This window comes from Candidatus Thiodictyon syntrophicum (genome assembly GCF_002813775.1).
Taxonomy (GTDB): Bacteria; Pseudomonadota; Gammaproteobacteria; order Chromatiales; family Chromatiaceae; genus Thiodictyon; species Thiodictyon syntrophicum.
The window spans coordinates 2,446,411-2,466,488 of the sequence record NZ_CP020370.1 but is presented as its reverse complement, the minus strand read 5'-3'; the positions used below and the strand labels follow the sequence as shown (position 1 = coordinate 2,466,488).

At 66.9% G+C, this 20,078-nt stretch carries 17 protein-coding genes; 6 read left to right on the top strand and 11 right to left on the bottom strand.

Translation table 11 applies throughout. The annotated features are described in order from the left end of the window. Positions 1–22: 22 nt before the first annotated feature. The 4 genes from THSYN_RS10325 to THSYN_RS10310 form a co-directional block, all read right to left on the bottom strand. Positions 23–1,357 (bottom strand): phenylacetate--CoA ligase family protein, encoded by a 1,335-nt coding sequence (locus tag THSYN_RS10325; protein WP_100919070.1) that lies wholly within the window; start codon positions 1,355–1,357, stop codon positions 23–25. A gap of 187 nt (positions 1,358–1,544) precedes the next feature. Beyond that, on the bottom strand, positions 1,545–2,042 hold the full coding sequence (locus THSYN_RS10320) for a 2-oxoacid:acceptor oxidoreductase family protein (RefSeq protein WP_100919069.1): 498 nt from the start codon (positions 2,040–2,042) through the stop codon (positions 1,545–1,547). Between the two features lie 11 nt (positions 2,043–2,053). Then, positions 2,054–3,691: a thiamine pyrophosphate-dependent enzyme gene (locus tag THSYN_RS10315; protein ID WP_100919068.1), complete on the bottom strand. Its 1,638-nt coding sequence runs from the start codon at positions 3,689–3,691 to the stop codon at positions 2,054–2,056. A gap of 283 nt (positions 3,692–3,974) precedes the next feature. After that, a complete protein-coding gene (locus THSYN_RS10310; protein ID WP_157817581.1) occupies positions 3,975–4,844 on the bottom strand; it encodes a DUF2726 domain-containing protein in 870 nt (289 codons plus the stop codon). Between the two features lie 532 nt (positions 4,845–5,376). On the opposite strand from THSYN_RS10310, the gene mnmL reads away from it, so the two are divergent. From mnmL to ubiV, 3 genes are all read left to right on the top strand, one after another. Then, positions 5,377–6,375 (top strand): tRNA modification radical SAM protein MnmL/YtqA, encoded by a 999-nt coding sequence (gene mnmL, locus THSYN_RS10305; protein ID WP_100919066.1) that lies wholly within the window; start codon positions 5,377–5,379, stop codon positions 6,373–6,375. 215 nt (positions 6,376–6,590) lie between these two features. Next, complete coding sequence (gene ubiU, locus THSYN_RS10300) at positions 6,591–7,586, top strand: ubiquinone anaerobic biosynthesis protein UbiU (RefSeq protein WP_100919065.1); 996 nt, start codon at positions 6,591–6,593, stop codon at positions 7,584–7,586. A gap of 164 nt (positions 7,587–7,750) precedes the next feature. Then, positions 7,751–8,677 (top strand): ubiquinone anaerobic biosynthesis protein UbiV, encoded by a 927-nt coding sequence (gene ubiV / locus THSYN_RS10295; RefSeq protein WP_100919064.1) that lies wholly within the window; start codon positions 7,751–7,753, stop codon positions 8,675–8,677. A gap of 125 nt (positions 8,678–8,802) precedes the next feature. Here ubiV and THSYN_RS10290 read toward each other — a convergent pair whose 3' ends face one another. Further along, positions 8,803–9,141: a hypothetical protein gene (locus THSYN_RS10290; protein ID WP_157817580.1), complete on the bottom strand. Its 339-nt coding sequence runs from the start codon at positions 9,139–9,141 to the stop codon at positions 8,803–8,805. A gap of 81 nt (positions 9,142–9,222) precedes the next feature. Further along, complete coding sequence (ubiT, locus tag THSYN_RS10285; RefSeq protein ID WP_100919062.1) at positions 9,223–9,702, bottom strand: ubiquinone anaerobic biosynthesis accessory factor UbiT; 480 nt, start codon at positions 9,700–9,702, stop codon at positions 9,223–9,225. A gap of 357 nt (positions 9,703–10,059) precedes the next feature. Between ubiT and THSYN_RS10280 the strand changes: the two genes are divergently transcribed. The 3 genes from THSYN_RS10280 to THSYN_RS10275 all read left to right on the top strand — a co-directional run bounded on the left by THSYN_RS10280 (position 10,060) and on the right by THSYN_RS10275 (position 14,570). Further along, entirely contained in the window at positions 10,060–12,900 is a 2,841-nt protein-coding gene (locus tag THSYN_RS10280; RefSeq protein WP_100919061.1) for an ankyrin repeat domain-containing protein, read from the top strand. Between the two features lie 234 nt (positions 12,901–13,134). Beyond that, entirely contained in the window at positions 13,135–13,533 is a 399-nt protein-coding gene (locus tag THSYN_RS35810; protein WP_236848854.1) for an AAA family ATPase, read from the top strand. Then, positions 13,524–14,570 carry an AAA family ATPase gene (locus THSYN_RS10275; RefSeq protein ID WP_236848853.1) on the top strand — a complete coding sequence of 349 codons (1,047 nt, stop codon included), beginning with the start codon at positions 13,524–13,526 and terminating at the stop codon, positions 14,568–14,570. The genes THSYN_RS35810 and THSYN_RS10275 overlap by 10 nt, the downstream gene beginning before the upstream one ends. 73 nt (positions 14,571–14,643) lie before the next feature. Here the strand turns inward: THSYN_RS10275 and THSYN_RS33670 are convergent, their stop codons facing one another. The 5 genes from THSYN_RS33670 to THSYN_RS10255 form a co-directional block, all read right to left on the bottom strand. After that, on the bottom strand, positions 14,644–14,784 hold the full coding sequence (locus THSYN_RS33670) for a hypothetical protein (RefSeq protein ID WP_157817579.1): 141 nt from the start codon (positions 14,782–14,784) through the stop codon (positions 14,644–14,646). After that, positions 14,777–15,046, bottom strand: a complete 270-nt coding sequence (locus tag THSYN_RS37225; protein ID WP_216644722.1) for a Shedu anti-phage system protein SduA domain-containing protein — start codon at positions 15,044–15,046, stop codon at positions 14,777–14,779. The genes THSYN_RS33670 and THSYN_RS37225 overlap by 8 nt, the downstream gene beginning before the upstream one ends. Positions 15,047–15,263: 217 nt before the next feature. Continuing rightward, on the bottom strand, positions 15,264–16,538 hold the full coding sequence (locus tag THSYN_RS10265) for an MFS transporter (RefSeq protein WP_236848852.1): 1,275 nt from the start codon (positions 16,536–16,538) through the stop codon (positions 15,264–15,266). Positions 16,539–16,781: 243 nt separating this feature from the next. Continuing rightward, positions 16,782–17,402, bottom strand: coding sequence for a response regulator transcription factor (locus THSYN_RS10260; protein ID WP_100919058.1), 621 nt, complete (start codon positions 17,400–17,402; stop codon positions 16,782–16,784). Beyond that, positions 17,399–19,948, bottom strand: a complete 2,550-nt coding sequence (locus THSYN_RS10255) for an ATP-binding protein (RefSeq protein WP_100922368.1) — start codon at positions 19,946–19,948, stop codon at positions 17,399–17,401. The genes THSYN_RS10260 and THSYN_RS10255 overlap by 4 nt, the downstream gene beginning before the upstream one ends. Positions 19,949–20,078: the final 130 nt, after the last annotated feature.

Here is a 20,078-nt window from a genome sequence, read left to right as displayed (position 1 = left end):
GTGAGATAACGAATCCGCCGACTCAAAGGTTACGCTGGTCGATGACCCGCCGCGCCTTGCCCTCGCTGCGCTCGATGGTGCGCGGCTCCACCAGGCGCAGGTCGACCCGGATGCCGCAGATCTGCTCGATGGCCTGGGCGAGCCGCGCACGTACCTCCTCCAGGGCGCGGATCTTGTCGCTGAAGACCTCGGGCGTGACCTCCACCTCCACCGCCATCTGATCCAGCCCGCGCTCGCGGGTAAGGATGATCCGATAATGCGGCAGCGTGCCCTCCACCTGCAACAGGGCAGCCTCCACCTGGGACGGGAAGACGTTGACTCCGCGGATGATGATCATGTCGTCGGAGCGCCGACCGATACGCCGGATGCGCCGCAGCGTCCGCCCGCAAACGCAGGGCTCACCGATGATCCGCGTGATGTCGCGCGTGCGATAGCGGATCATCGGCATGGCCTTCTTGCTGAGCGTGGTCAGCACCAGCTCGCCCTCCTCCCCGTCCGGGAGGCTGGCCCCGGTGTCCGGGTCGATGATCTCCGGATAGAAGTGGTCCTCGAACACATGCAGCCCGTCCTGAGCGGCGCACTCGCTGGCCACCCCGGGGCCGATGATCTCGGACAAACCATAGATGTCGTAGGCCCTGACCCCGGCCTCAGACTCGATGTGTTGGCGCATGGCATCCGACCAGGGCTCGGCGCCGAAGACCCCCACGCGCAGCGGCAGGTCCTTCAGATCCACACCCACGTCCTTGGCACGTTCGATCAGGTGCACAAAATAGCTCGGGGTGCAGCACAGCGCGGACACGCCGAAGTCGCGCAGCACCATGAGCTGGCGCTCCGTATTGCCCCCCGAAACCGGGATCACCGTAGCCCCCAGGGCCTCAGCCCCGTAATGGGCGCCCAGACCGCCGGTGAAGAGCCCGTAACCGAAGGCGTTCTGCAGGATGTCCCCGCGGTGCAGCCCGCAGGCGGCGAAGGTGCGCGCCATGACCTCCGCCCACACGTCCACGTCCTCACGGGTATAGGCGACCACGATCGGCTTGCCGGTGGTCCCGGAGGAGGCGTGCAGACGCACCACGTCCCCCATCGGGCTCGCGAAGAGGCCAAAGGGATAGGTGTCGCGCAGATCCGTTTTGACGGTGAAGGGGAGCCGGGCGATGTCCGCCAGGCTGCCGATCACGTCCGGGGTCAGGCCCCGCTTCTCCAGACGCTGGCGAAACAGCGGCACATGCTCGAAGGCGCGCGCGACCACGGCACGCAGGCGCCGCAGTTGCACCTCCTCAAGGCGCGCCGCGGGTAGGAAATCCGGGGCGCTGACGGGGTGAAAGCCCCCCGCCGCGTCGTTCCACAGCTCGGTCTGCATCGTGACCCCCTCGGTCAGCGTTGTCGTTGTCGTCGTCGTTGTCGTAATCGAGGTTATCGTAGCGCCGCAGATTCTCCCGCACCCAAATTGCATCGCTTCTCCGATCACGACAACGACAACGACAACGACAACGAAATCCCCAACGATTGCGTTTGTGTTTAACCTGTTCTTGGCTCGTTACTTACTCTCAGACGGCAGCCGCCTCGCGCACGGCCACGGCGGCACGCCCGAGCGCGAACGACTGCTCATTGAGCTTATGCAGCTTGGGCGCCAGGTTGGCGTGAATGGCGGCGAGCCAGTGCTCGGAGGCGATCGGCAGGTGCGCCGACAGGGCCCCGAGCAGGGTCACATTCAGGCTCTTTTTGTTCTTGAGCGCCGCCGCGTCGAGCCGGTCGGGGCCGATCAGGACCCCGTTCGGGGCCAATACCGCGCGGTTGACCTCCACCTGTGTCTCATCGAGCACCACCAACACGTCCGCCTCCCCGGTCGGGACCATGGGGCTCCAGACCTGGGGGCCGAAGCGCACGTCGCTGCTCACCGAGCCGCCGCGCTGGCTCATCCCGTGCAGTTCGCTCTTCTTGACATCGTAACCGGCGCGAAAGGCGGCGTCGGCGAGGATGTCGGAGGCCTTCAGTACGCCCTGACCGCCGAGCCCGGCAATAACCACGTTATAGATGCTGTTCATGCGGCTCGACCTCAGTCGTCAACGACTTGCGACGGGCAGGCCGTGGACCGGTCGGCCGCGGCCTTCTCATAGAAGCGGATCTTGGGGGCCGCCAGCACACAGGGCTGGCGGGCCACGATCAGGGAGGTCTCCGAGCGGGTCAGCAAGTCCTTGAGCAGTCCCTCCAGGGTGCCGTCCGCCGCCTGGAAATCCACCACATGGACGTTCGTCACGCCCATGGCGCGGGCCAGGTCCTCGAAGTGGATGCGCCCGGTCGCATCATGGTTGAGCGTGCGCCCGGTGCCCGGGTGCTCCTGCTGCCCGGTCATGGCCGTGGTGCCGTTGTCCAGGATCAGGACGACATGACCGGTGGCGGGCGGGTTGTAGACCATCTCGGCCAGGCCGGTGAGGCCTGAGTGCACAAAGGTGGAATCGCCGATCACGCTCACCACGCGCCGCGCCTCCTCCTCCGGCAGCACATGGCGCAGGCCCAGCCCCACCCCGATGCTCGCCCCCATACAAACACAGGTATCCATGGCCTGGAAGGGCGGCAGGACGCCCAGCGTATAGCAGCCGATGTCGCCGGCGACGATGCAGTTCATATCGCGCAGGACCTCGAAGACGCCCCGGTGGGAACACCCCTGGCACAGTTCCGGCGGCTTGCCCTTGGGCGGTGCCGGTTCCGCGGTTTCGTCCCCGGCCAGGATGCGGCGCACGCGCGCGACCGTCAGTTCCCCGAAGCGGTACTGCTCCGGCTTGCCCTGCGCCGGGATGCCGGCGGCCCGCAGCGCGTCCAGCAACACCGGGTCCCCCTCCTCCAGCACCACCAGACGCTCACACCCGGCCGCGAAGGTGCGAATGGTCTCCAGCGGCAGCGGATAGGTGAGACCGATGGTCAGCAGGCAGGCCTGGGGTGCCGCTTCGCGTGCGTGCATGGCGGCGATCCCGGTGGCGATGAGGCCCACCTGCGGATGGCCGGCGAAGACCCGGTTAGGCCCCTCGGCGTCATTCCAGGCAGCGATCTCGGCGAGCTTTTGACGCAGTCGCCGGTGGGCCGGCTTGGCGTAGGCCGGGATCATGACCCGCGCCGGGATGTCCCGGCGGAAGCCGGGCTCGGGCCCGATCGCCTGCCCGGGGAGCGGCGCATCGTGGGGACGTACGATCGTCTTGGAGTGGCAGACCCGGGTGGTGATGCGCAGCATCACCGGCAGGTGCCAGCGCTCGGAGATCTCATAGGCGAGCAGGGTGAAGTCGTAGGCCTCCTGGGAGTCCATCGGCTCCAGCATGGGTAGGGAGGCGGCGCGGGCATAGTGGCGGTTGTCCTGCTCATTCTGGCTGGAGGCCATGCCCGGATCGTCCGCGGAGACCAGCACCAGACCGGCGGCGAGATCCGTATAGGCGGCGGTGAACAGGGGGTCCGCCGCCACGTTGAGCCCCACATGCTTCATGGTCACCAGGGTGCGCGCCCCGCCGAAGACGGCACCCAGGCCCACCTCCAGCGCCACCTTCTCGTTGGGAGACCACTGGGCGCGCCCGCCAAGCCGGTCAAAGGTCTCCAGGATTTCGGTGGACGGGGTGCCCGGATAACCGGTACCCAGGCGCACCCCGGCGTGGCGGGCGGCCAAGGCGATGGCCTCGTCCCCGCTTAAGAGTTGTGGTGAATCACTCATTCGTCGTAAGCCCCTCAGGCGGCCGGAGATGGGTAGTAGATCATTATCTACCGGGTTGTTGCGGCGCAGCAAGGCGCGCCGTGCCGCGCGGGTCCCAGGCGCGGACTTCGCGGGCCGGCTGACGGCCCTGGAAAGGACATCAGCTACCCCGGACGATGAAAGCCGTCCGTGGGAACGACTTCACCCGCGACGAGGCCACGACCGCTTGCGCGGTTGCATCGCGGGTAAAGCCCCTCCCACCGGGTCCCGGCCGGACCTTCTCGGTAAGGCTCCCGGGTCCGGCTCAACGTCGCCAGGCGCGCGCCGGGCGGCCGTCCTGGTCGTCCTCCTCTTCCAGGCCGCCGTTCACCTGGAAGGCCGGCCCCGGGTCCAGGTCCCCGGGCCCCGCCAGGGTCGGCTCGCGGCGCGGGGGCTGCGTGGCCGGCAGGACCGCCGGGGCGGCAGGGGCGGCAGGGAGCACCGGGACCACCGCGACGGCGGCGACCCGCACCGCGGTCGGCGTCGGTGCCCGGGGGCGCGCGGCGACGGAGCGCAGCCGCGGCTCCCGCGCGTCCTCCACCACCACCTCGGAGAGGGTATGCAGGTCCGGCGCCGCCTCCCGGCGCGGCGGCGGCGCGCTACGCACCGGCCCCGGCACCGGCGGCGCGGGCACCGGCTGGTCCTGGGGCTGCATGGCCTGGACCAGGCGGTCGGTCAGCCCGGCCGCCGCGTAGTCGTCAGCCTCGCGCACCCGCACGAAGGGCAGCCCGGCAGCGGCACAGATGCGATCCAGGGCGTCGCGCGGCGGCGGCCGCCCGCGGCGCGAGCGCGGCGCCAGATTCACCGCGCCGACGATGGCGCCGGTCGCTGCCGCACAGATCAGAAAATCGAACTGCCGGTCGCCCAGCAGTGCCCAGGCGCGGCGCCGGGCGGCACGATCCAGGCGCGGACGCAGGGCGATCACCTCCGCCACCCGCACCCGCCCGTAGACGCGGAAGTCCGCGCCCAGGGCCCGTTCCAGCACGGCCAGAAAGGCGCGCTGCGGCGGTGTGAACAGGGCCTGATCCAGCACAAAGGGCAAGCGTCCGCGACGCCCGAAGCGCCGGTGCAGGTGCAGGCCGAAGGCCAGCAACAGCAAGCCCCCCAGGCCCAACAGAAAGTAAAAATGCCCCACTTCAGTCGTCCCCGGCCAGCCGCGCCCACCGCCCCCTATCGTCATCGGAACAGACACGCAACCAACCCTTCTCAAGGCACCGATCAGGGGATCGGCGAAATCGTGAAAACAAAAACTTAGAATGCTACACGAGGGATGCGCAGCAAGTCACGCGGGATCGCACCCGGACGATGAAAGTTCCCTGTGGGAGCGGCTTCAGCCGCAACGAGGCCACGGCGGCTGGCGAGATCGCGTCGGCGCTGAAGCCGCTCCCACAGGATTCCGGCCTGAGCCGAACACGCGATGCGTACCCTACAGCTACAGCTACAGCTACCGGACGTTCTCACGGAGTGGGCGTCGTTGTCGTAATCGTGGTCGGATTCTTCGATTACGACAACGACAACGACAGCGTACCCGGGATCTCGGTCGCCACATCAGCTCTGATCGCACCCGGCCGCGAGCGGCAGCCACACCCAAGCCCGCGACCAACCGCACAATCCGAGTCGACCCAGGCCATTGCGCCGGGGCGGCGGATGCGGTTAGTCTTCCGCCGATGTGTCCCGCCCCCTCTACGTCCACCCCAGGGTCCCCGCAGGCGCCGCGCGTTCTGAGTGAGCGTGTCCACACCCTGGGTCAGGACCTGCTGCGCCGCTACGGGCAGCGGGTGCACAAGCTCGCGATCAATGCCGGCTTCACCTGCCCGAATCGCGACGGCACCAAGGGCACCGGCGGCTGTACCTTCTGCAACAACCAGTCCTTCAGCCCCAACGCCCAGGAGCCACCCAGCGTCACCGCGCAGATCGCCGCGGGGCGGGCAGTGCTGGCACGCCGCACCGGGGCGCGCCGCTTCATCGCCTACTTCCAGGCCTACACCAACACCTACGACCGCATCGAGCGGCTACGCGCGCGCTATGACGAGGCCCTGCTGATCCCGGATGTCGTCGGGCTCTCCATCGGCACGCGCCCGGACTGTGTGCCGGAGGCGGTGCTGGACCTGCTGGCCGGCTATCGCGCCCAGGGCAAGGAGGTCTGGCTGGAGTTGGGTCTGCAATCGGCGGACGACGAGACCCTGGCGCGGGTCAATCGGGGTCACGGCTTCGCCGAGTTCCAGAGCGCCACCCGCGCCGCCCAGCGCCGGGGGCTCAAGGTCTGCGCCCACCTGATCGTCGGGCTGCCGGGCGAGGGCCGGGACGCCGCACTCCGGAGCCTGGAGCGGGTCCTGAACCTGGGGGTGGAGGGTCTCAAACTGCACCCGCTGCATGTGGTGCGGCACACCCGGCTGGCCTTGGAGTGGGAGCGCGGGGACTATGTGCCGCTGACGCTGGATGACTATGCGGGCATCTGCGCCGACCTGATCGAACGGACCCCGCCCGCGGTGGTCTTCCACCGCCTGACCGGCACGGCCTCCCGCTCCATCCTGCTGGCGCCCCACTGGTGCGCCTGGAAATGGGCCGTGCTCAATCGGATCGAGGCTGAGTTGTACCGCCGCGACACCCGCCAGGGCGCACGCTGCGCGCACCTGGAGCCGCCCTGCCTCGCCCGCACAGCCTGACCCTATACCCCTTAATTGAAGAGCGGTTTAGCCGCAAATGAACGCAAATAGACGCAAATTAACACGGCGTGCGGCGTGTGCCAGTCCGGCTCACCCGGCCCATGGGCCGGGTGACCTATCGGCTTGGGGCAGCAGCGCAAGACCCTTCGGACTTATTTGCGTTCGTTTGCGTTCATTTGCGGCCAAATACTCTCTCTAGCTACTGGAGTCCGCCCATGGAACTCGTCTGCCCCGCCGGCAACCTGCCATCCCTCAAGGCCGCTGTGGACAATGGCGCCGATGCCGTCTATATCGGCTTCCGCGACGACACCAACGCCCGCCACTTCGCCGGCCTCAACTTCAACGACAAACAGTTGGAAGACGGCCTACGCTACGCCCGCGACCGCAAGGTCAGGGTCTTCGTCGCCATCAACACCTTCGCCCAGCCCCGCGGCTGGCAGCGCTGGACGGCGGCCGTGGACCGGGGCGCCGATCTCGGCGTGGACGCACTGATCCTGGCGGACATGGGGGTGCTGGACTATGCGGCGCAGCGCCACCCCCAACTCGGCCTGCACCTGTCGGTGCAGGGCTCGGCCACCAACCCGGCGGCGATCCGCTTCATGCACCGCCATTTCGGCATCCGCCGGGTGGTGGTACCGCGGGTCCTGTCCATCGCCCAGGTCGCGCACGTCATCGCCGAGAGCCCGGTGCCGGTGGAGATCTTCGGCTTCGGCAGCCTGTGTGTCATGGTGGAGGGCCGGTGCATCCTGTCCTCCTATGCCACCGGCCAGTCCCCCAACACCTACGGCGCCTGCTCCCCCGCCGCTCATGTGGAGTGGCGCGACACCCCCGACGGCCAGGAGACCCGTCTGGGCGGGATTCTGATCGAGCGGCGCGGACGCGACGAGCCGGCCGGCTACCCGACCATCTGCAAGGGCCGCTACGAGGTCGAGGGCGACATCCGCTACGCCATCGAGCAACCCACCAGCCTCAATACCCTGGACCTGCTGCCGCAGATCATGGCCGCCGGGGTCGCCGCCATCAAGCTCGAAGGCCGCCAGCGCAGCACCCGCTATGTCTCCGAGGTCACCCGGGTGTGGCGCGAGGCCATCGACTCCTGCACCCGCAACCCGGCCGCCTTCCGCCCCCAGGCCGACTGGATGGACGCCCTGGCGCGCGTCTCCGAGGGCACCCAGACCACCATCGGGCCCTATGAGCGGACTTGGCACTGACACTGGTATGTTCGACCCCGTTGGGGTCGGAACGCGCAATGGGTGGACCTGGGTGCGAGCCGCCGCCACGCTGTGCACTGCGTTGCAGTTGAATCCAACGCGACGTTTGAGCCATCGGCAAACTGATCCACCCGAGACCTGCCCCATCACCACCGAGAGAACCCATGCCTTCGGATGTTTTGCCACCCACCGGCCGGCGCCCCCGCCTGTCCCTGGGACCGATTCTGTATTACTGGCCGCGTGAGCAGGTCCTGGACTTCTACGCGGAGCTCCTGGAGACCCCGGTCGAGGTCGTTTACCTGGGTGAGACCATCTGCTCCAAGCGCCGCCTGATGCGCCCCGAGGACTGGTGGGATCTGGCCGAGCGCGTCGCCGCGAGCGGCCGCGAGCCGGTGATCTCCACCCTCGCCCTGATCGAGTCCGAGGGAGAACTAAAGACCCTGGAGCGCCAGTGCGCCGACCAGCGCTTCCTGATCGAGGCCAATGATCTCGCCGCGCTCGACTTCCTGGAGGGGCGCCCCTTCGTTGCCGGCACCTCCATCAACCTCTACAACCAGCGCACGCTCGCCTTCCTGGCGGCCCGCGGGCTCAAGCGCTGGGTGCTGCCGGTGGAACTGGGCCGCGAAACCGCGACGGATCTCATCCGCACCCGCCCCGCCGGCGTGGAGTGCGAGGTCTTCGCCTTCGGACGCCTGCCGCTCGCCTACTCAGCGCGCTGCTTCACCGCCTTCAACAACGGCCAGGGCAAGGACCAATGCGAGTTGCGCTGCGGCGAACACCCCGACGGGCTCCTGATCAGCACCCAGGAACACCAGGCATTCCTCGCGCTCAACGGCATCCAGACCCAATCCGCCGCCACCCACGACCTGCTCCCGGTCTTGAGCGAACTGGGCCCATTGGGCGTGGACCTGGTCCGGATCAGTCCCCAGTCCCAGCACACCGCCACCGTCGTGCGGACCTTCGCCGCCTGTCTCACGGGCGATCTCGCGACCGCCGAGGGTCAGGCCACCCTGCGCGGGCTGGTCCCGACCGGGCTGGTCGACGGCTACTGGAGCGGCGCGGCGGGGATCAGCTCGAGCAGGCTCACCTGACCCCGGAGTCCAAGGCTTTACCGTACAAATCGCGCAGCGATGCTGTGGGAGCGGCTTCAGCCGCAACGCGAGCGTGCAAACTGCCCTGGCCTCGCCGCGGGTGAAGCCGCTCCCACGCGCGGCTGTCATCGTCCAAGGTGGCGGTTTATGCTGCCATGACCGTCAGCCTTGGCGCGCCCCGTCCAACCCTCGCGCACGGCGCGGCTCAGCAGGGCCTGCGTCTCCTCGTCTTCCCAGGGGCCGAGACCGTCGGCCCCGATCAGGACCGCCCCGGTGGCCGAACGGGCGCTGCCGTCGGCGAGCAGCGGTTGCCAGTTGCGCCAGGCGAAAGAAGACTCACGCAGAGGCGCCGAGACGCAGAGAAGAGCCGTCAGGATCGAGAACGGCCTCCCTGGCAGACGCGAGCCCCGCAACTCCGGTCCCAGCCCATGCGCCCTCCCGGGTCCGATCAGTTCTGATCGCACCCGCCCTGCCCTCCCCCCTCTGCGCCTCCCCCCTCTGCGCCTCCGCGCCTCTGCGAGATCCCTTCCCCGCTTCCGGCAGGCTCAGCGGTTCCGCCGCCGCGGCTGGTGCTTCTCCTCGCCCAGCAGCCGGTCGAGCCCGCGGATCAGCGGCGCGACCTGGGGCGGCGGCTCGAAGGCGTCCAGGAAGTTCTTCAGATAAAGCCCCAACTCGGTGTCGCCCGCCATCCGCAGCCGGCGCTGGAAGAACAGGGTGTCGGCGTCCTCGCGCCGGGCGGCGAGCAGCATGAACTCATGCAAGCCCCCCGAGATCGTTGCAGCGGCGGGTGCCCCCTCCCCGTGGCCGCGAATCCGCCCGCCGGCGAGGCCCAGGCGGTAGCGGATGCCGAGATCGCTGATCTCGATCCCGACCGTGCGGCCGATCAGGAAGTCCAGTTCACCCTCGGCGATGGCGTCCTTCATGACCTGATTGAGCACCAGTGCCAGGGCCTGGCTGTGGGCCAGGGTCGGCAACAGGCGCAGGGGTGCGGAGAGGGTGTTGATGAAGCGCGGGGCTAGGTTCATGGGGCGGGTCTCGGGCAGCGGTCGGTGTATCGACAAAGCCGCTCATTGTCGCGCGCCCGGGCGCTTCGCGCGAGTGGGCGGCGTCGGCCCGCGACCCGCGGCCGCTCGGCATGACACCGCGGTGCGGTCTCACCCAGGCGTGGCCTTGATCATAACCCAGGCCATCCTACTGGGCGGGAGGTCGTTGGTCCGCACAGCGGACCCTACGGGCGCGGGGCCGTAGGGTCCGCTGTGCGGACCGCCGAACCGCCGGAACTCCTGAAGCCGCGTGGACGGATTGGTATCATCCCGACCAACCAAGCCCCCGTGCGTCGTGTCCAGGGGCCTCAACCACGCCTTTGCGATCTGGGGAACCCCTTGAAGATCCTCGTCTACCGCGGTCTGGATACCGCCGCCATCCCCGGTTTCGAGAAGCTCGCGGCCTATCTGCGCGCCGACGATTTCCGTTCCGCCGAGGTCAAAAAGATCGGTGACAACCTCTACCGGGCACGGCTGGACCGCAGCAACCGGCTGCTGTTCGCCCTCTACCGGCACGCCGACGAGTGCTGCGTCCTGGCCCTGGAGTTCATCCACCGGCACGCCTATGAGCAGTCGCGTTTCCTCGCCCGCGGGGTGACGATCGACGAGGACCAGATCCCGGACGCCGCGGCCGCGGCGGCGCAGACGGCCCCGCAACTGCCCTATCTCAACCCGGCCCTGCACCGCTTTCACCTGCTCGACAAGGTGCTGTCCTTCGACGACGACCAGGAGGCGATCTACCGCCTGCCCCCGCCGCTCGTCATCATCGGCTCGGCCGGCAGCGGCAAGACGGCGCTGACCCTGGAGAAGTTAAAGGACGCCCGGGGCGACTGTCTCTATGTGACCCGCTCACCCTTCCTGGCCCAGAACGCGCGGGACCTCTATTACGCCCAGGGCTATGAGAACGAGGACCAGGAGGTCGAGTTCCTCTCCTATCGGGAGTACCTGGAGAGCATCCAGGTACCCCCGGGCCGCGAGATGACTCCGCGCGTCTTCGCCGGCTGGGCGGCGCGCCAGCGGTTGCCCAAGGAGTTGCAGGACAGCCACCGGCTCTTCGAGGAGGTCCAGGGGGCCATCACCGGCACCGCGCCGGACCGTTCCTATCTCGATCGGGAGACCTATCTGGCGCTCGGCGTGCGCCAGTCCATCTACCCACCCGAACTGCGCGGCGTGGTCTATGACCTCTTCGAGCGTTATCTGAAGTTCCTGGCCGAGGAGGGCTGGTTCGACAGCAACATCCTGAGTCACGCCTGGCTGACCCGGGTGGCACCGCGCTACGACTTCGTGGTGGTGGACGAGGTGCAGGATCTCACCAACGTGCAGTTGCTCCTGATCCTGAAGGCCCTGCGCGACCCCCGCGGCTTCCTGCTGTGCGGGGACTCCAACCAGATCGTCCATCCGAATTTTTTCTCCTGGTCCAAGGTCAAGACGCTCTTCTGGAACCAGCCGGGGGACCAGGCCCCCACCGAACTGATCAGGATACTGAACACCAACTTTCGCAACTCCCCTGAGGTCACCGAGGTCGCCAACCGGCTGCTGCACATCAAGCACGCCCGCTTCGGCTCGGTGGACCGGGAGAGCAACTATCTGGTGGTGAGCCGGGGTCCGGGCGCCGGCCGGGTCGGGCTCCTGGCGGACACGGACGCGGTGAAGCGGGACCTGGACCGGCGCACCGCCGCCTCCGCCCGCTTCGCCATCCTGGTCCTGCACGACGACCAGAAGGCCGAAGTGCGCCGCTTCTTCCGCACCCCGCTCGTCTTCTCCATCCACGAGGCCAAGGGGCTGGAGTACGAGAATGTGCTCCTCTACGGCTTCGTGAGCGGGGAGGAAAAGCGCTTCCGCGACATCGCCGCGGACCTGACGGAGGCGGACCTGCAGGGTGAACTGCGCTATGCCCGCGGGCGCGACAAGAATGACAAGTCACTGGAGATCTACAAGTTCTATATCAACGCGCTCTATGTGGCGGTGACCCGGGCGGTGCGCAATCTCTATCTGATCGAGCCGCGCCCCGCCCAGCCCCTGCTCGCACTGCTGGGGCTCACCGAGGTCCACCAGGGGGTGGCGGACGTGGAGGAGCAGCGCTCCAGCCTGGATGAGTGGCGCCGCGAGGCCCATCGGCTGGAACTCCAGGGCAAGGACGAACAGGCGGCCGAGATCCGCTCCCAGATCCTCAAAGAGCAGCAGGTCCCCTGGGCCGTGCTGCGCGGGGAGACACTGGCCGCACTGCGCGAGCAGGCCCTGGTCAAGGGCGACAAGAAGGCACGCATCAGCCTCATGGAATACGCCCTGGTCTACCGCGACCAGCGCCTGCTCAATGAACTCGATCGGGCCGGACTCCAGGCCGCCCGCCACCCGGACAAGGCCTGGCCGATCCTGGAGAAGAAGCACTACCTGCTCTACAGCCTCAAACACGCGGGCGGGGTCCTGCGCGAGGTCGACAAATACGGGGCGGACTTCCGCAACTGTTTCGGCCAGACGCCGCTCATGATCGCCAGCCGCATGGGCCACGCCGATCTCATCACCGAATTGCTGGAGCGCGATGCCGACCTGGGCCTGGTCGACGGCAATGGCCAGAACGCCTTCCAGATCGCGCTGGACCGTGCCTGCGCGGACGAGCGCTTCGCCCGCACGCGGCTGCCCGCGGTCTTCGAGCGGCTGGCCCCGGCCGGGATCGACATCCAGGTCGACGGGCGCCTGGTCAAGCTCGACCGGCGGCACATGGAATACCTGATGCTCTGTATCGCCCTGGTACTCTTCTACCAGCGACTCGGGGAGAACTGGGCGACGCGGCGCAACCTACTGAACGCCGTCGACTTTGCCGCCGTGCTGGGGCAGTTCCCAGAGTCGGTGGTGCCGGCCCGGCGCAAGAAGCAGACCTATGTCTCATCCATCCTCTCCAAGAACGAGGTCAACCGGGAGGGTCCCTACAACCGCAAACTCTTCCTGCGGATAAGCCGCGGCCAGTACCTCATCAACCCGCGCCTCGCGCTGCGGGTGGAGGGCGAATGGCGCGGCATCTACGACCTGCTGGTGCCGGAGCGGCTGGGGGCCGCGCCGCAGGACGTGCTGGCCTGGATGGGCAGGCGCTGGGACCCCAATCCCCGGCGGGAACAGGCGATCGGGGAGTTGCGGGACATGATCGCGGGTCTTGCCCGGGGCGAGATCAAACCGGACCCCTGAGCCTAAGAAAAGAGTTTAGCCGCAAATGAACGCAAATAAACGCAAATACATCATATTCCTAGAGAAGTCTTGGGCCACACCCGGCGGGCGGCTGGACAGAACATGCCGGGACCGTGATTATTTGCGTCTTTTTGCGTTCATTTGCGGCCCAACTGCTCTTTCCAGGTTGAGTGCTAAGATGCTCCGTCAGATCGCCCATTGCCGCGATTACCAGGTACGCCCACGGGATACGACATGAGACTGTTGCATTATCTTGAGATTCAAAACTTCAAACGCTTCGGCGACCGGCAGCGTATCGAACTCGACCATCCGGCCGTATTGATCGGACCGAACAATTGCGGCAAGACCACGGCGATCCAGGCGATTGCCCTCTGGTCCCAGGCGGTCAAGACCTGGTTCGACGCCAAGCAGACCTCGACCCCCGCGGAGCGCACCTCGACCTCCATCAATCGCCTGAACATCGTCTCAGTGCCGGTGCAGCGGACCCGCTATTTCTGGCACAACACCGCCGTGCGCACCGGCAATCGGGATATCCCCCTGCTGATCACCCTGGGCGTCCAACACGAGAACAGGGTCGAGCCCGTCACCATGAGCTTTCGCAACCAAGGGGACGAGTTGGTCTATTGCTGTTGATCTTTGCCTACCTCTATTCCCACCGCCGCAGCGTGCTCCTGATCGACGAACCGGACGCACACCTGGAGATTCTGCGGCAGAAGCAGGTTTATGTGCTCCTGCGCGAGATCGCCGCGGAAAACCAGTCCCAAGTGGTGATGGTGACCCATTCGGAGGTGATTCTGGATGAGGCACTCGATCATAACCTGACCCTGCTGCTTGAGGGACGCGCGGATAACCTGGCGGCCAAGATAGACATTCGCAACGCACTCAAGCACTATGGGGCCGAGCACTATGTCCGGGCGCGCCAGCGAGGCTATGTGCTGTACGTCGAAGGGGGAACGGATCTGGACATGCTGCGGGCGCTGGCGCAACGACTGGGCCACCCGGTGACGCAGGTGTGGGATGAGCAGATCAATGCCTTCTACGTGGCGAACAATTATCCGGACCCCAGTCTCGATTCCGAACTGGAACGCGTGGAAGGGGGCTTCGGTGTGACACCGAAGGCCCATTTCTTCGCGCTGCGAGAGATGATTCCGGGTCTCAAAGGGTTTGCCATTCTGGACAACGACGGTCGCAACCGTGCGGACCTGGACGAGGGCGGGCTCCGGGTCGTTTACTGGCGGCGCTATGAGGCCGAGAACTATTTCATCACACCCAAGGTCCTGCGCGCCTATGTCGCCGAGCATTACGGCGACTTGCTGTTCGACGGCTTTCAAATCGAGACCGATGAGGTGCTGGACGCCGTGATCCAGGAGCAGGTCTTCGGCGGCAGCAGCGAGGATTTCGCGACCTGGAAGAACGCCGCCCCGGACGCGGCCCGCCTCGTCTGGGAAGCGAAGACCGAGCGCCTGAAGCTCAGCAGCTTCGCGGAGGAATTCTTCCGCCGCCTGGCGCAGCGCTTGGGTCATGCGATGTTGCTGCGCAAGGGCGAGTTGCATCAGCTTGTACGGTTCATTGATCCCGCGTCCATCCCCCCGGAGGTGCGCACCAAACTCGACCTCTTGCAGGCGATCTTTGCAACCGCAAGACCGGGCGAGGAAGCCGGCACCCAATGAACCTGGAAAGCGCGGTTGTCGCCCAACAAAAAGGCGGCTCGCGCCGCCTGTTTCGCAGATCGGGCATACCCGATTACCCACCCGTGCCATCCAGGGCATAGGGGATGAGGGGAACCAGGATGATGGCAACCGTCATCCACAGTGCCATGTTGGTCTTGGAGCGGTCGGAACGACGATCAAGGCCGGCCAATTCGCTCCAACATTGCTTACTCATCTTCCTCTGCCAGAAAACTGCGGAGTTGGCGCAATTTCTCCAGCAATTCATCGAAAGTAACAATTTGAACGTCTTTTGAGTTTCGCCGAAAAAGTTCAAACGATTTCTGCTGATCGACCTCAGTTGGCGTCTTACCTATTATTAAGAAACTGTGAACGGCGTACGATTCGATATCATGGATTCGACTTACGATGCCGAATTTCTCATGAAGAAAACGGGCAATCAGTACCCCGTTCCATTTATTGTTGCGTACCGACCCCAACGGGGTCGAACATGCCAGCCCAGGGCAACGCCCTGGGATAGCGGCATTTGATTTGGCCTAGCCCTGAAAGGGCGTGACATAACGCTGGCGCTCCTTATGTCACGCCCTTTCAGGGCTAGGCCCCGCCCTATACCTCATACCCAGAGCGGTGCCCTGGGCTGGTATGTCACGCCCCTTCGGGGCTCGGACGAATCGCAAGATAAGACAAAACGCCCTACTAACTCGCCGCCCCTGCCGCCGCCCTCCCCGCCGCCACATCCACCCGCGTGAGCAGCACCGCCCCGATCAGAAACAAGAGCAGGATCGGCAGCAGTGACAGGCGCGGGTCGCCGGTGAGATAGGCCGTGGTGCCGACCAGGAAGGGGCCGAGGACGGCGCCGAACTTGCCGACCATGTTGTAGAAGCCGAATAGTTCCGCGGTCTGCCCGGCCGGGATCAGGCCGGCGAATAGGGCGCGCGAGAGGGCCTGGACGCCGCCCTGGACCAGCCCGATGGCGACCGCCAGCGCATAGAAGTGCGACACCTGCTGCATCTGCGAGGCGGCGGCGACCACCAGCATATAGACGCCGATGGCGAGCAGGATGCTTGGTTTGGGTCCCCACCGACTACCGAGGCGGCCGAAGATGAGCGCGGCCGGGAAGCCGACGAACTGGGTGATCAGGAGTGCCACCATCAGGCTTGCGGCCGGAAACTTCAGCGAGAGCCCGAAATCCACGGCCATGAACACGATGGTGTCCACCCCGTCGATATAGAACCAGTAGGCGATGAGGAACAGGAAGGTATTGCGCAGTGAGCGGACCTGCCGGAAGGTCTGGGCCAGGGCGCTGAAGGCGCCGCGGAGGGCCCCGCCGAAGCTCTGCTCCCCCAGACCCGGCGGCTCCTTGACCAGGAAGGCGAGCGGCAGGGTAAAGAGCGCCCACCAGAGCGCCACCCCCAGGAAGGCGGCCTGCACCGCGGCCCCCGCGTCGGCGAAGCCGAAGGACGCGGGGAACTGGACCATGACGACATTGAGCGCGAACAGCAGTCCGCCCCCCAGGTAGCCCAGGGCATAGCCCAGGGAGGAGACGCGCTCGTAGTCCCCGGGGTCGGCGACGTCCGTGATAAGTGAGTCGTAGAAGACGTTGCTCGCGAGAAAGCCGACCAAGCCAAAGAGATAGAGCGCCAGGGCGGCGCCCCAGTGCCCGGCAGCGAGCCAGAAGAGCCCGCCGGTACCGAGCACCCCGAGCGTGGTGAAGGTGAGCAGGAAGCGCTTCTTGGCCCCCAGTTGATCGGCCAGCGCACCCAGGAGCGGCGCCATGCAGACCAGGATCAGGCTGGCGGTGCTGCTGGTATAGCCAAGCCAGCGGGTGCTGTCGGTGACGGCCAGGTCCGCGGCCCAGAACTGTTTGAAGAAGACCGGGAAGAACCCGGCGATGACCACGGTGGCAAAGGCCGAGTTGGCCCAGTCATAGAAGGACCAGGCGAGTACCTGGCGGCGGTCGGTAGGTGGCACGGCCATATCGCATCACTCATGTGGGTCCGGATTGAAGGATGGGCACTGTCAGCCTTGATCATCACTCCGGCCGCGCGCCCTTGCGGCAACCCGTCGCGGCCGGGGGGCCGCTCCTACGCCGCAGGAGCGGCCCCCCGGCCGCGACGGATGTTACCCGCGGGGTGGCCGGAATGATGATCAAGGCCGGCACTGTCTTATTTGCGTTCATTTGCGTTCATTTGCGGACAAATCCTCTCTTGTTGGTCAGGCCCCCTCCTCCCGCCCCGCGATCAGCGCCATCCGCACCAACTCCGCCAAGGACTCGGCCCGCATCTTCTCCATCACCCGCGCGCGATGCGCCTCCACGGTCTTGGGCGTCACCCCAAGCGCGGCGGCGATCTCCCGATTGGACTTGCCGTCGGTGACCATGCCCATGACCTCGTGCTCACGCGGGGTCAGGTCCGCCAGGCGCGCCTGGAGGTCCTCACGGGCGGCTTGGCCGACGCGTTGGCGCTGGTCGTATTCCAGGGCGCGGCGGATGCTGCGCAGCAGGTCCTCGTCGTGGAAGGGCTTCTCGATGAAATCCATGGCGCCGGCTTTCATCGCCTTTACCGCCATCGCCACGTCCCCGTGGCCGGTGATGATGATGACGGGGAGCCGATAGCCTTCCCGGGTCAAGTAGGCCTGCAGTTCCAACCCGCTCATGCCGGGCATGCGCACGTCCACCAACAGACAACCGGCGCGGCCCGGGTAGTAGCCGGCCAGAAAGGCGTCGGCGGACTCGAAGGTGAGGACCTTCATGCCGGTGGATTCGATCAGCCATTGCAGTGAGGTACGCATGGCCTGATCGTCATCGACGACGAAGACGGTGGAGGCGGTGGTCATCGGCTGATTCCTGATGCGGTGTGGGCCGGCAGCTCGGGGTCGGCATCGGCGGCGGACTGCGCGAGCGGCAGCGTGACGTGGAAGATGGTGCCCTGGCCGGGTTCGGACTCGGCCCAGATGCGCCCGTCGTGATTCTCCAGGATGGTCTGACTGATCGGCAGTCCCATCCCCATGCCCCCCTCCTTGGTGGTGAAGAAGGGGTCGAACAGGCGCTTGAGACGCTCCGGCTCCACCCCCGGACCGCTGTCGCGCACGGCGACCACGGCCTCGGCCCCCTGGACCCCGGTATGGATGAGGAACCGGCGCTCGGACTCCGGCGACTCCTCCAACGCATCCAGGGCATTGCGGACCAGATTGAGCAGCACCTGCTCGATCTGCACCAGGTCCACATGCACCGGGATGGGCTCCGCGGCCAGGTCCAATTCGATCTGGATGCTGAGCTTGCCGGTCTCGAACTCGACGAAGGAACAGACCTCGCGCACCAGGTGATTCAGATCCACGTCGGCCCGGATTGGCGGCTGCTTGCCGACCAAGGCACGCAGGCGGCGAATGATCTCACTGGCGCGCTTGGCCTGGCTCGCGATCTGCGACAGGGCGCCCAGCAGATCATCGGGCGTCCCCTGGCCGCCCTGGATGCGCCGGGTGCAGCCGTTGGCATAATTGACGATGGCCGAGAGCGGCTGGTTCAACTCGTGGGCCATGCCGGTCGCCACTTCGCCCATGGTGCTCAGGCGACTCACATGCACCAGCTCCGCCTGGTGCTTGCGCGACGCCTGCTCGGCGCGGCGCACCGCGGTGATGTCGCGCGCATAGATATTGACATAGCCCAGGTCCCGGAAGGGGGCGAAGAGCAGGGCGTAGACCTGGGACCCCAGGGTCGTCTCGCGCTCGCGCGGCTCGCCCTTGCCGAGCGCCTCCGCCACCTCGGCCACCCACTCCGCCGGCAGGGCCCCGCCCTGCTCGGTGCCCCAGGCGAGCAGCAGGGGGCGGCTCGCATTGTTGGCATAGGCGATCTGACCGGCGGCGCTGACCCGCAGGATCGGGTTGGGGCTTTCGCTCGCCAGCCGTGCCAGGCTCTTGATCTCCCGCTCAGCCTGCTTGCGTTGCGTGATGTCGTGGATATAGAGGGTGTAGAAGCGCTCGGACTCCAGATCGATGGGGACGATGGAGATCTCCACCGGAAACTCGGAACCGTCGCCGCGCAACGCGACCAATTCACCGCGACCCGCGGGCTCTAGCCCGTCATGGCGGGAGCGGTCGAGCAGGCGCCGGAAGGCGGTGCGCGCCACCTCGGGCAGCAGACGCTCACCGAAGGCGGCGCCGATGACCTCCTGCCGCACGATGCCGAAGATCCGCCCCGCGGCCGGGTTCACCTCGATGATGTGGCCATGGTGGTCGAGGGTGACGATGGAGTCCAGCGCGGCCTCCATCACGGCCGCCTTCAGCGCCTCGCTCTCGCGCATCTCCGCCTGGTGGCGGCGGTTCATCTCCTCGCGCGCCTTGAGCACCAGTTGGGTGAAATGGGCGATCCACTCCTCCAGCAGCAGCAACTGATTGCCCTCGCGATGGAACCCCGGCTCCGGAATGCCCAGGGCGCGCTGGGAGAAGCGTGTCATGCGCTTCAAGACCCGGTTGAGCCGCGCCGAGACCAGATAGATGACCCAGGTGAAGACCAGGATGAAGACGACGGCCGCGAACAGGCGCTGGCGGTGCTCGAAGATGCGCACATGCCGCGACATCCGCTCCACATTGCCCTGGGTGACGAAGGTCGCAAACAGCAGGTTGTCGTCCGCCCCCTCGTATTGGGGCAGGGACTGGGAGGTCATCAGATAGCGGTCGCCCCACTGGTTCGGGGTGCTGCCGGGGACCAGGTTGGCCGAGTCCGCGCTCGCCAGGATACGCTGGTCGTCACCCTCCACCAGGGCAACCGCCGCCCGGCTCGGGTCCATGCCGCGCTGGGAGGCGGCCAGAAAGGCCTCGTCGATGGGCACCAGGACGACCAGAAAGCCCATGGGATAACCGGCCGAATCCTCCACCGCGTCGCTGGCCAGCAGGTACAGACCCTCCCCCAGCTTGACCGGCACGGTCCGCACCGACGCGGGGTCCAGAAACTGGGCCGGGACCCGGGTGGCGAGTTCCGTCGGCAGCGGCCGGGTGCCGGCCTGGTAGAGTTCCCGGACCCGGCCCTGCGGATCGGTCAGCAGCACCTGACTGGGCGGGCGCAGGGCATCGCGCGCGAAGAAATCCGGCAGCCAATAGGGCCGGAACTCCTGATAGACCAGGGGCGCCGCGGCCCCCTCCTTGGACCAGAACAGGGGCTCCAGGTACTCCGCCAGACGCCGGTGGTTGGCGAGCAGCCGAGTGGTCATCCCGTAGCTCGCCAGGTAGCGGTCGAAGCGGATCAGACTCTCGCGCGCCTGGAGGTCGAGTTGGTCCCTGAGTTCCTGATCGAAGATCCGATTGACCTGCCGCGACTGGATCTGATCCAGCACCACCCACACGGCGAGCCCCGCCGCGAGCCCGATCACCATCGCGATGAGCGGCATCGGGACCCGCCGCAGCAGGCGAAAGATGATGGGTTTTAGGGGGATATGGTACAAGTCTCACACTCACCGGGGGGCGCCGCACCCAGGTCGCGGCACGCACCCGCCACACCGGGAGCGCCGCACCCCAGTG

What these genes read in the sequence shown, in the direction of transcription:
- THSYN_RS10320 (WP_100919069.1), bottom strand. Translation starts at nt 2,042, where the DNA reads ATGAACAGCATCTATAACGTGGTTATTGCCGGGCTCGGCGGTCAGGGC.
- THSYN_RS35810 (WP_236848854.1), top strand. Translation starts at nt 13,135, where the DNA reads ATGAGACTGTTGCATTATCTTGAGATTCAAAACTTCAAACGCTTCGGC.
- THSYN_RS33670 (WP_157817579.1), bottom strand. Translation starts at nt 14,784, where the DNA reads ATGAGTAAGCAATGTTGGAGCGAATTGGCCGGCCTTGATCGTCGTTCC.
- ubiU (WP_100919065.1), top strand. Translation starts at nt 6,591, where the DNA reads ATGGAACTCGTCTGCCCCGCCGGCAACCTGCCATCCCTCAAGGCCGCT.
- ubiV (WP_100919064.1), top strand. Translation starts at nt 7,751, where the DNA reads ATGCCTTCGGATGTTTTGCCACCCACCGGCCGGCGCCCCCGCCTGTCC.
- THSYN_RS10315 (WP_100919068.1), bottom strand. Translation starts at nt 3,691, where the DNA reads ATGAGTGATTCACCACAACTCTTAAGCGGGGACGAGGCCATCGCCTTG.
- ubiT (WP_100919062.1), bottom strand. Translation starts at nt 9,702, where the DNA reads ATGAACCTAGCCCCGCGCTTCATCAACACCCTCTCCGCACCCCTGCGC.
- THSYN_RS10255 (WP_100922368.1), bottom strand. Translation starts at nt 19,948, where the DNA reads ATGCCGCTCATCGCGATGGTGATCGGGCTCGCGGCGGGGCTCGCCGTG.
- THSYN_RS10260 (WP_100919058.1), bottom strand. Translation starts at nt 17,402, where the DNA reads ATGACCACCGCCTCCACCGTCTTCGTCGTCGATGACGATCAGGCCATG.
- mnmL (WP_100919066.1), top strand. Translation starts at nt 5,377, where the DNA reads ATGTGTCCCGCCCCCTCTACGTCCACCCCAGGGTCCCCGCAGGCGCCG.
- THSYN_RS10325 (WP_100919070.1), bottom strand. Translation starts at nt 1,357, where the DNA reads ATGCAGACCGAGCTGTGGAACGACGCGGCGGGGGGCTTTCACCCCGTC.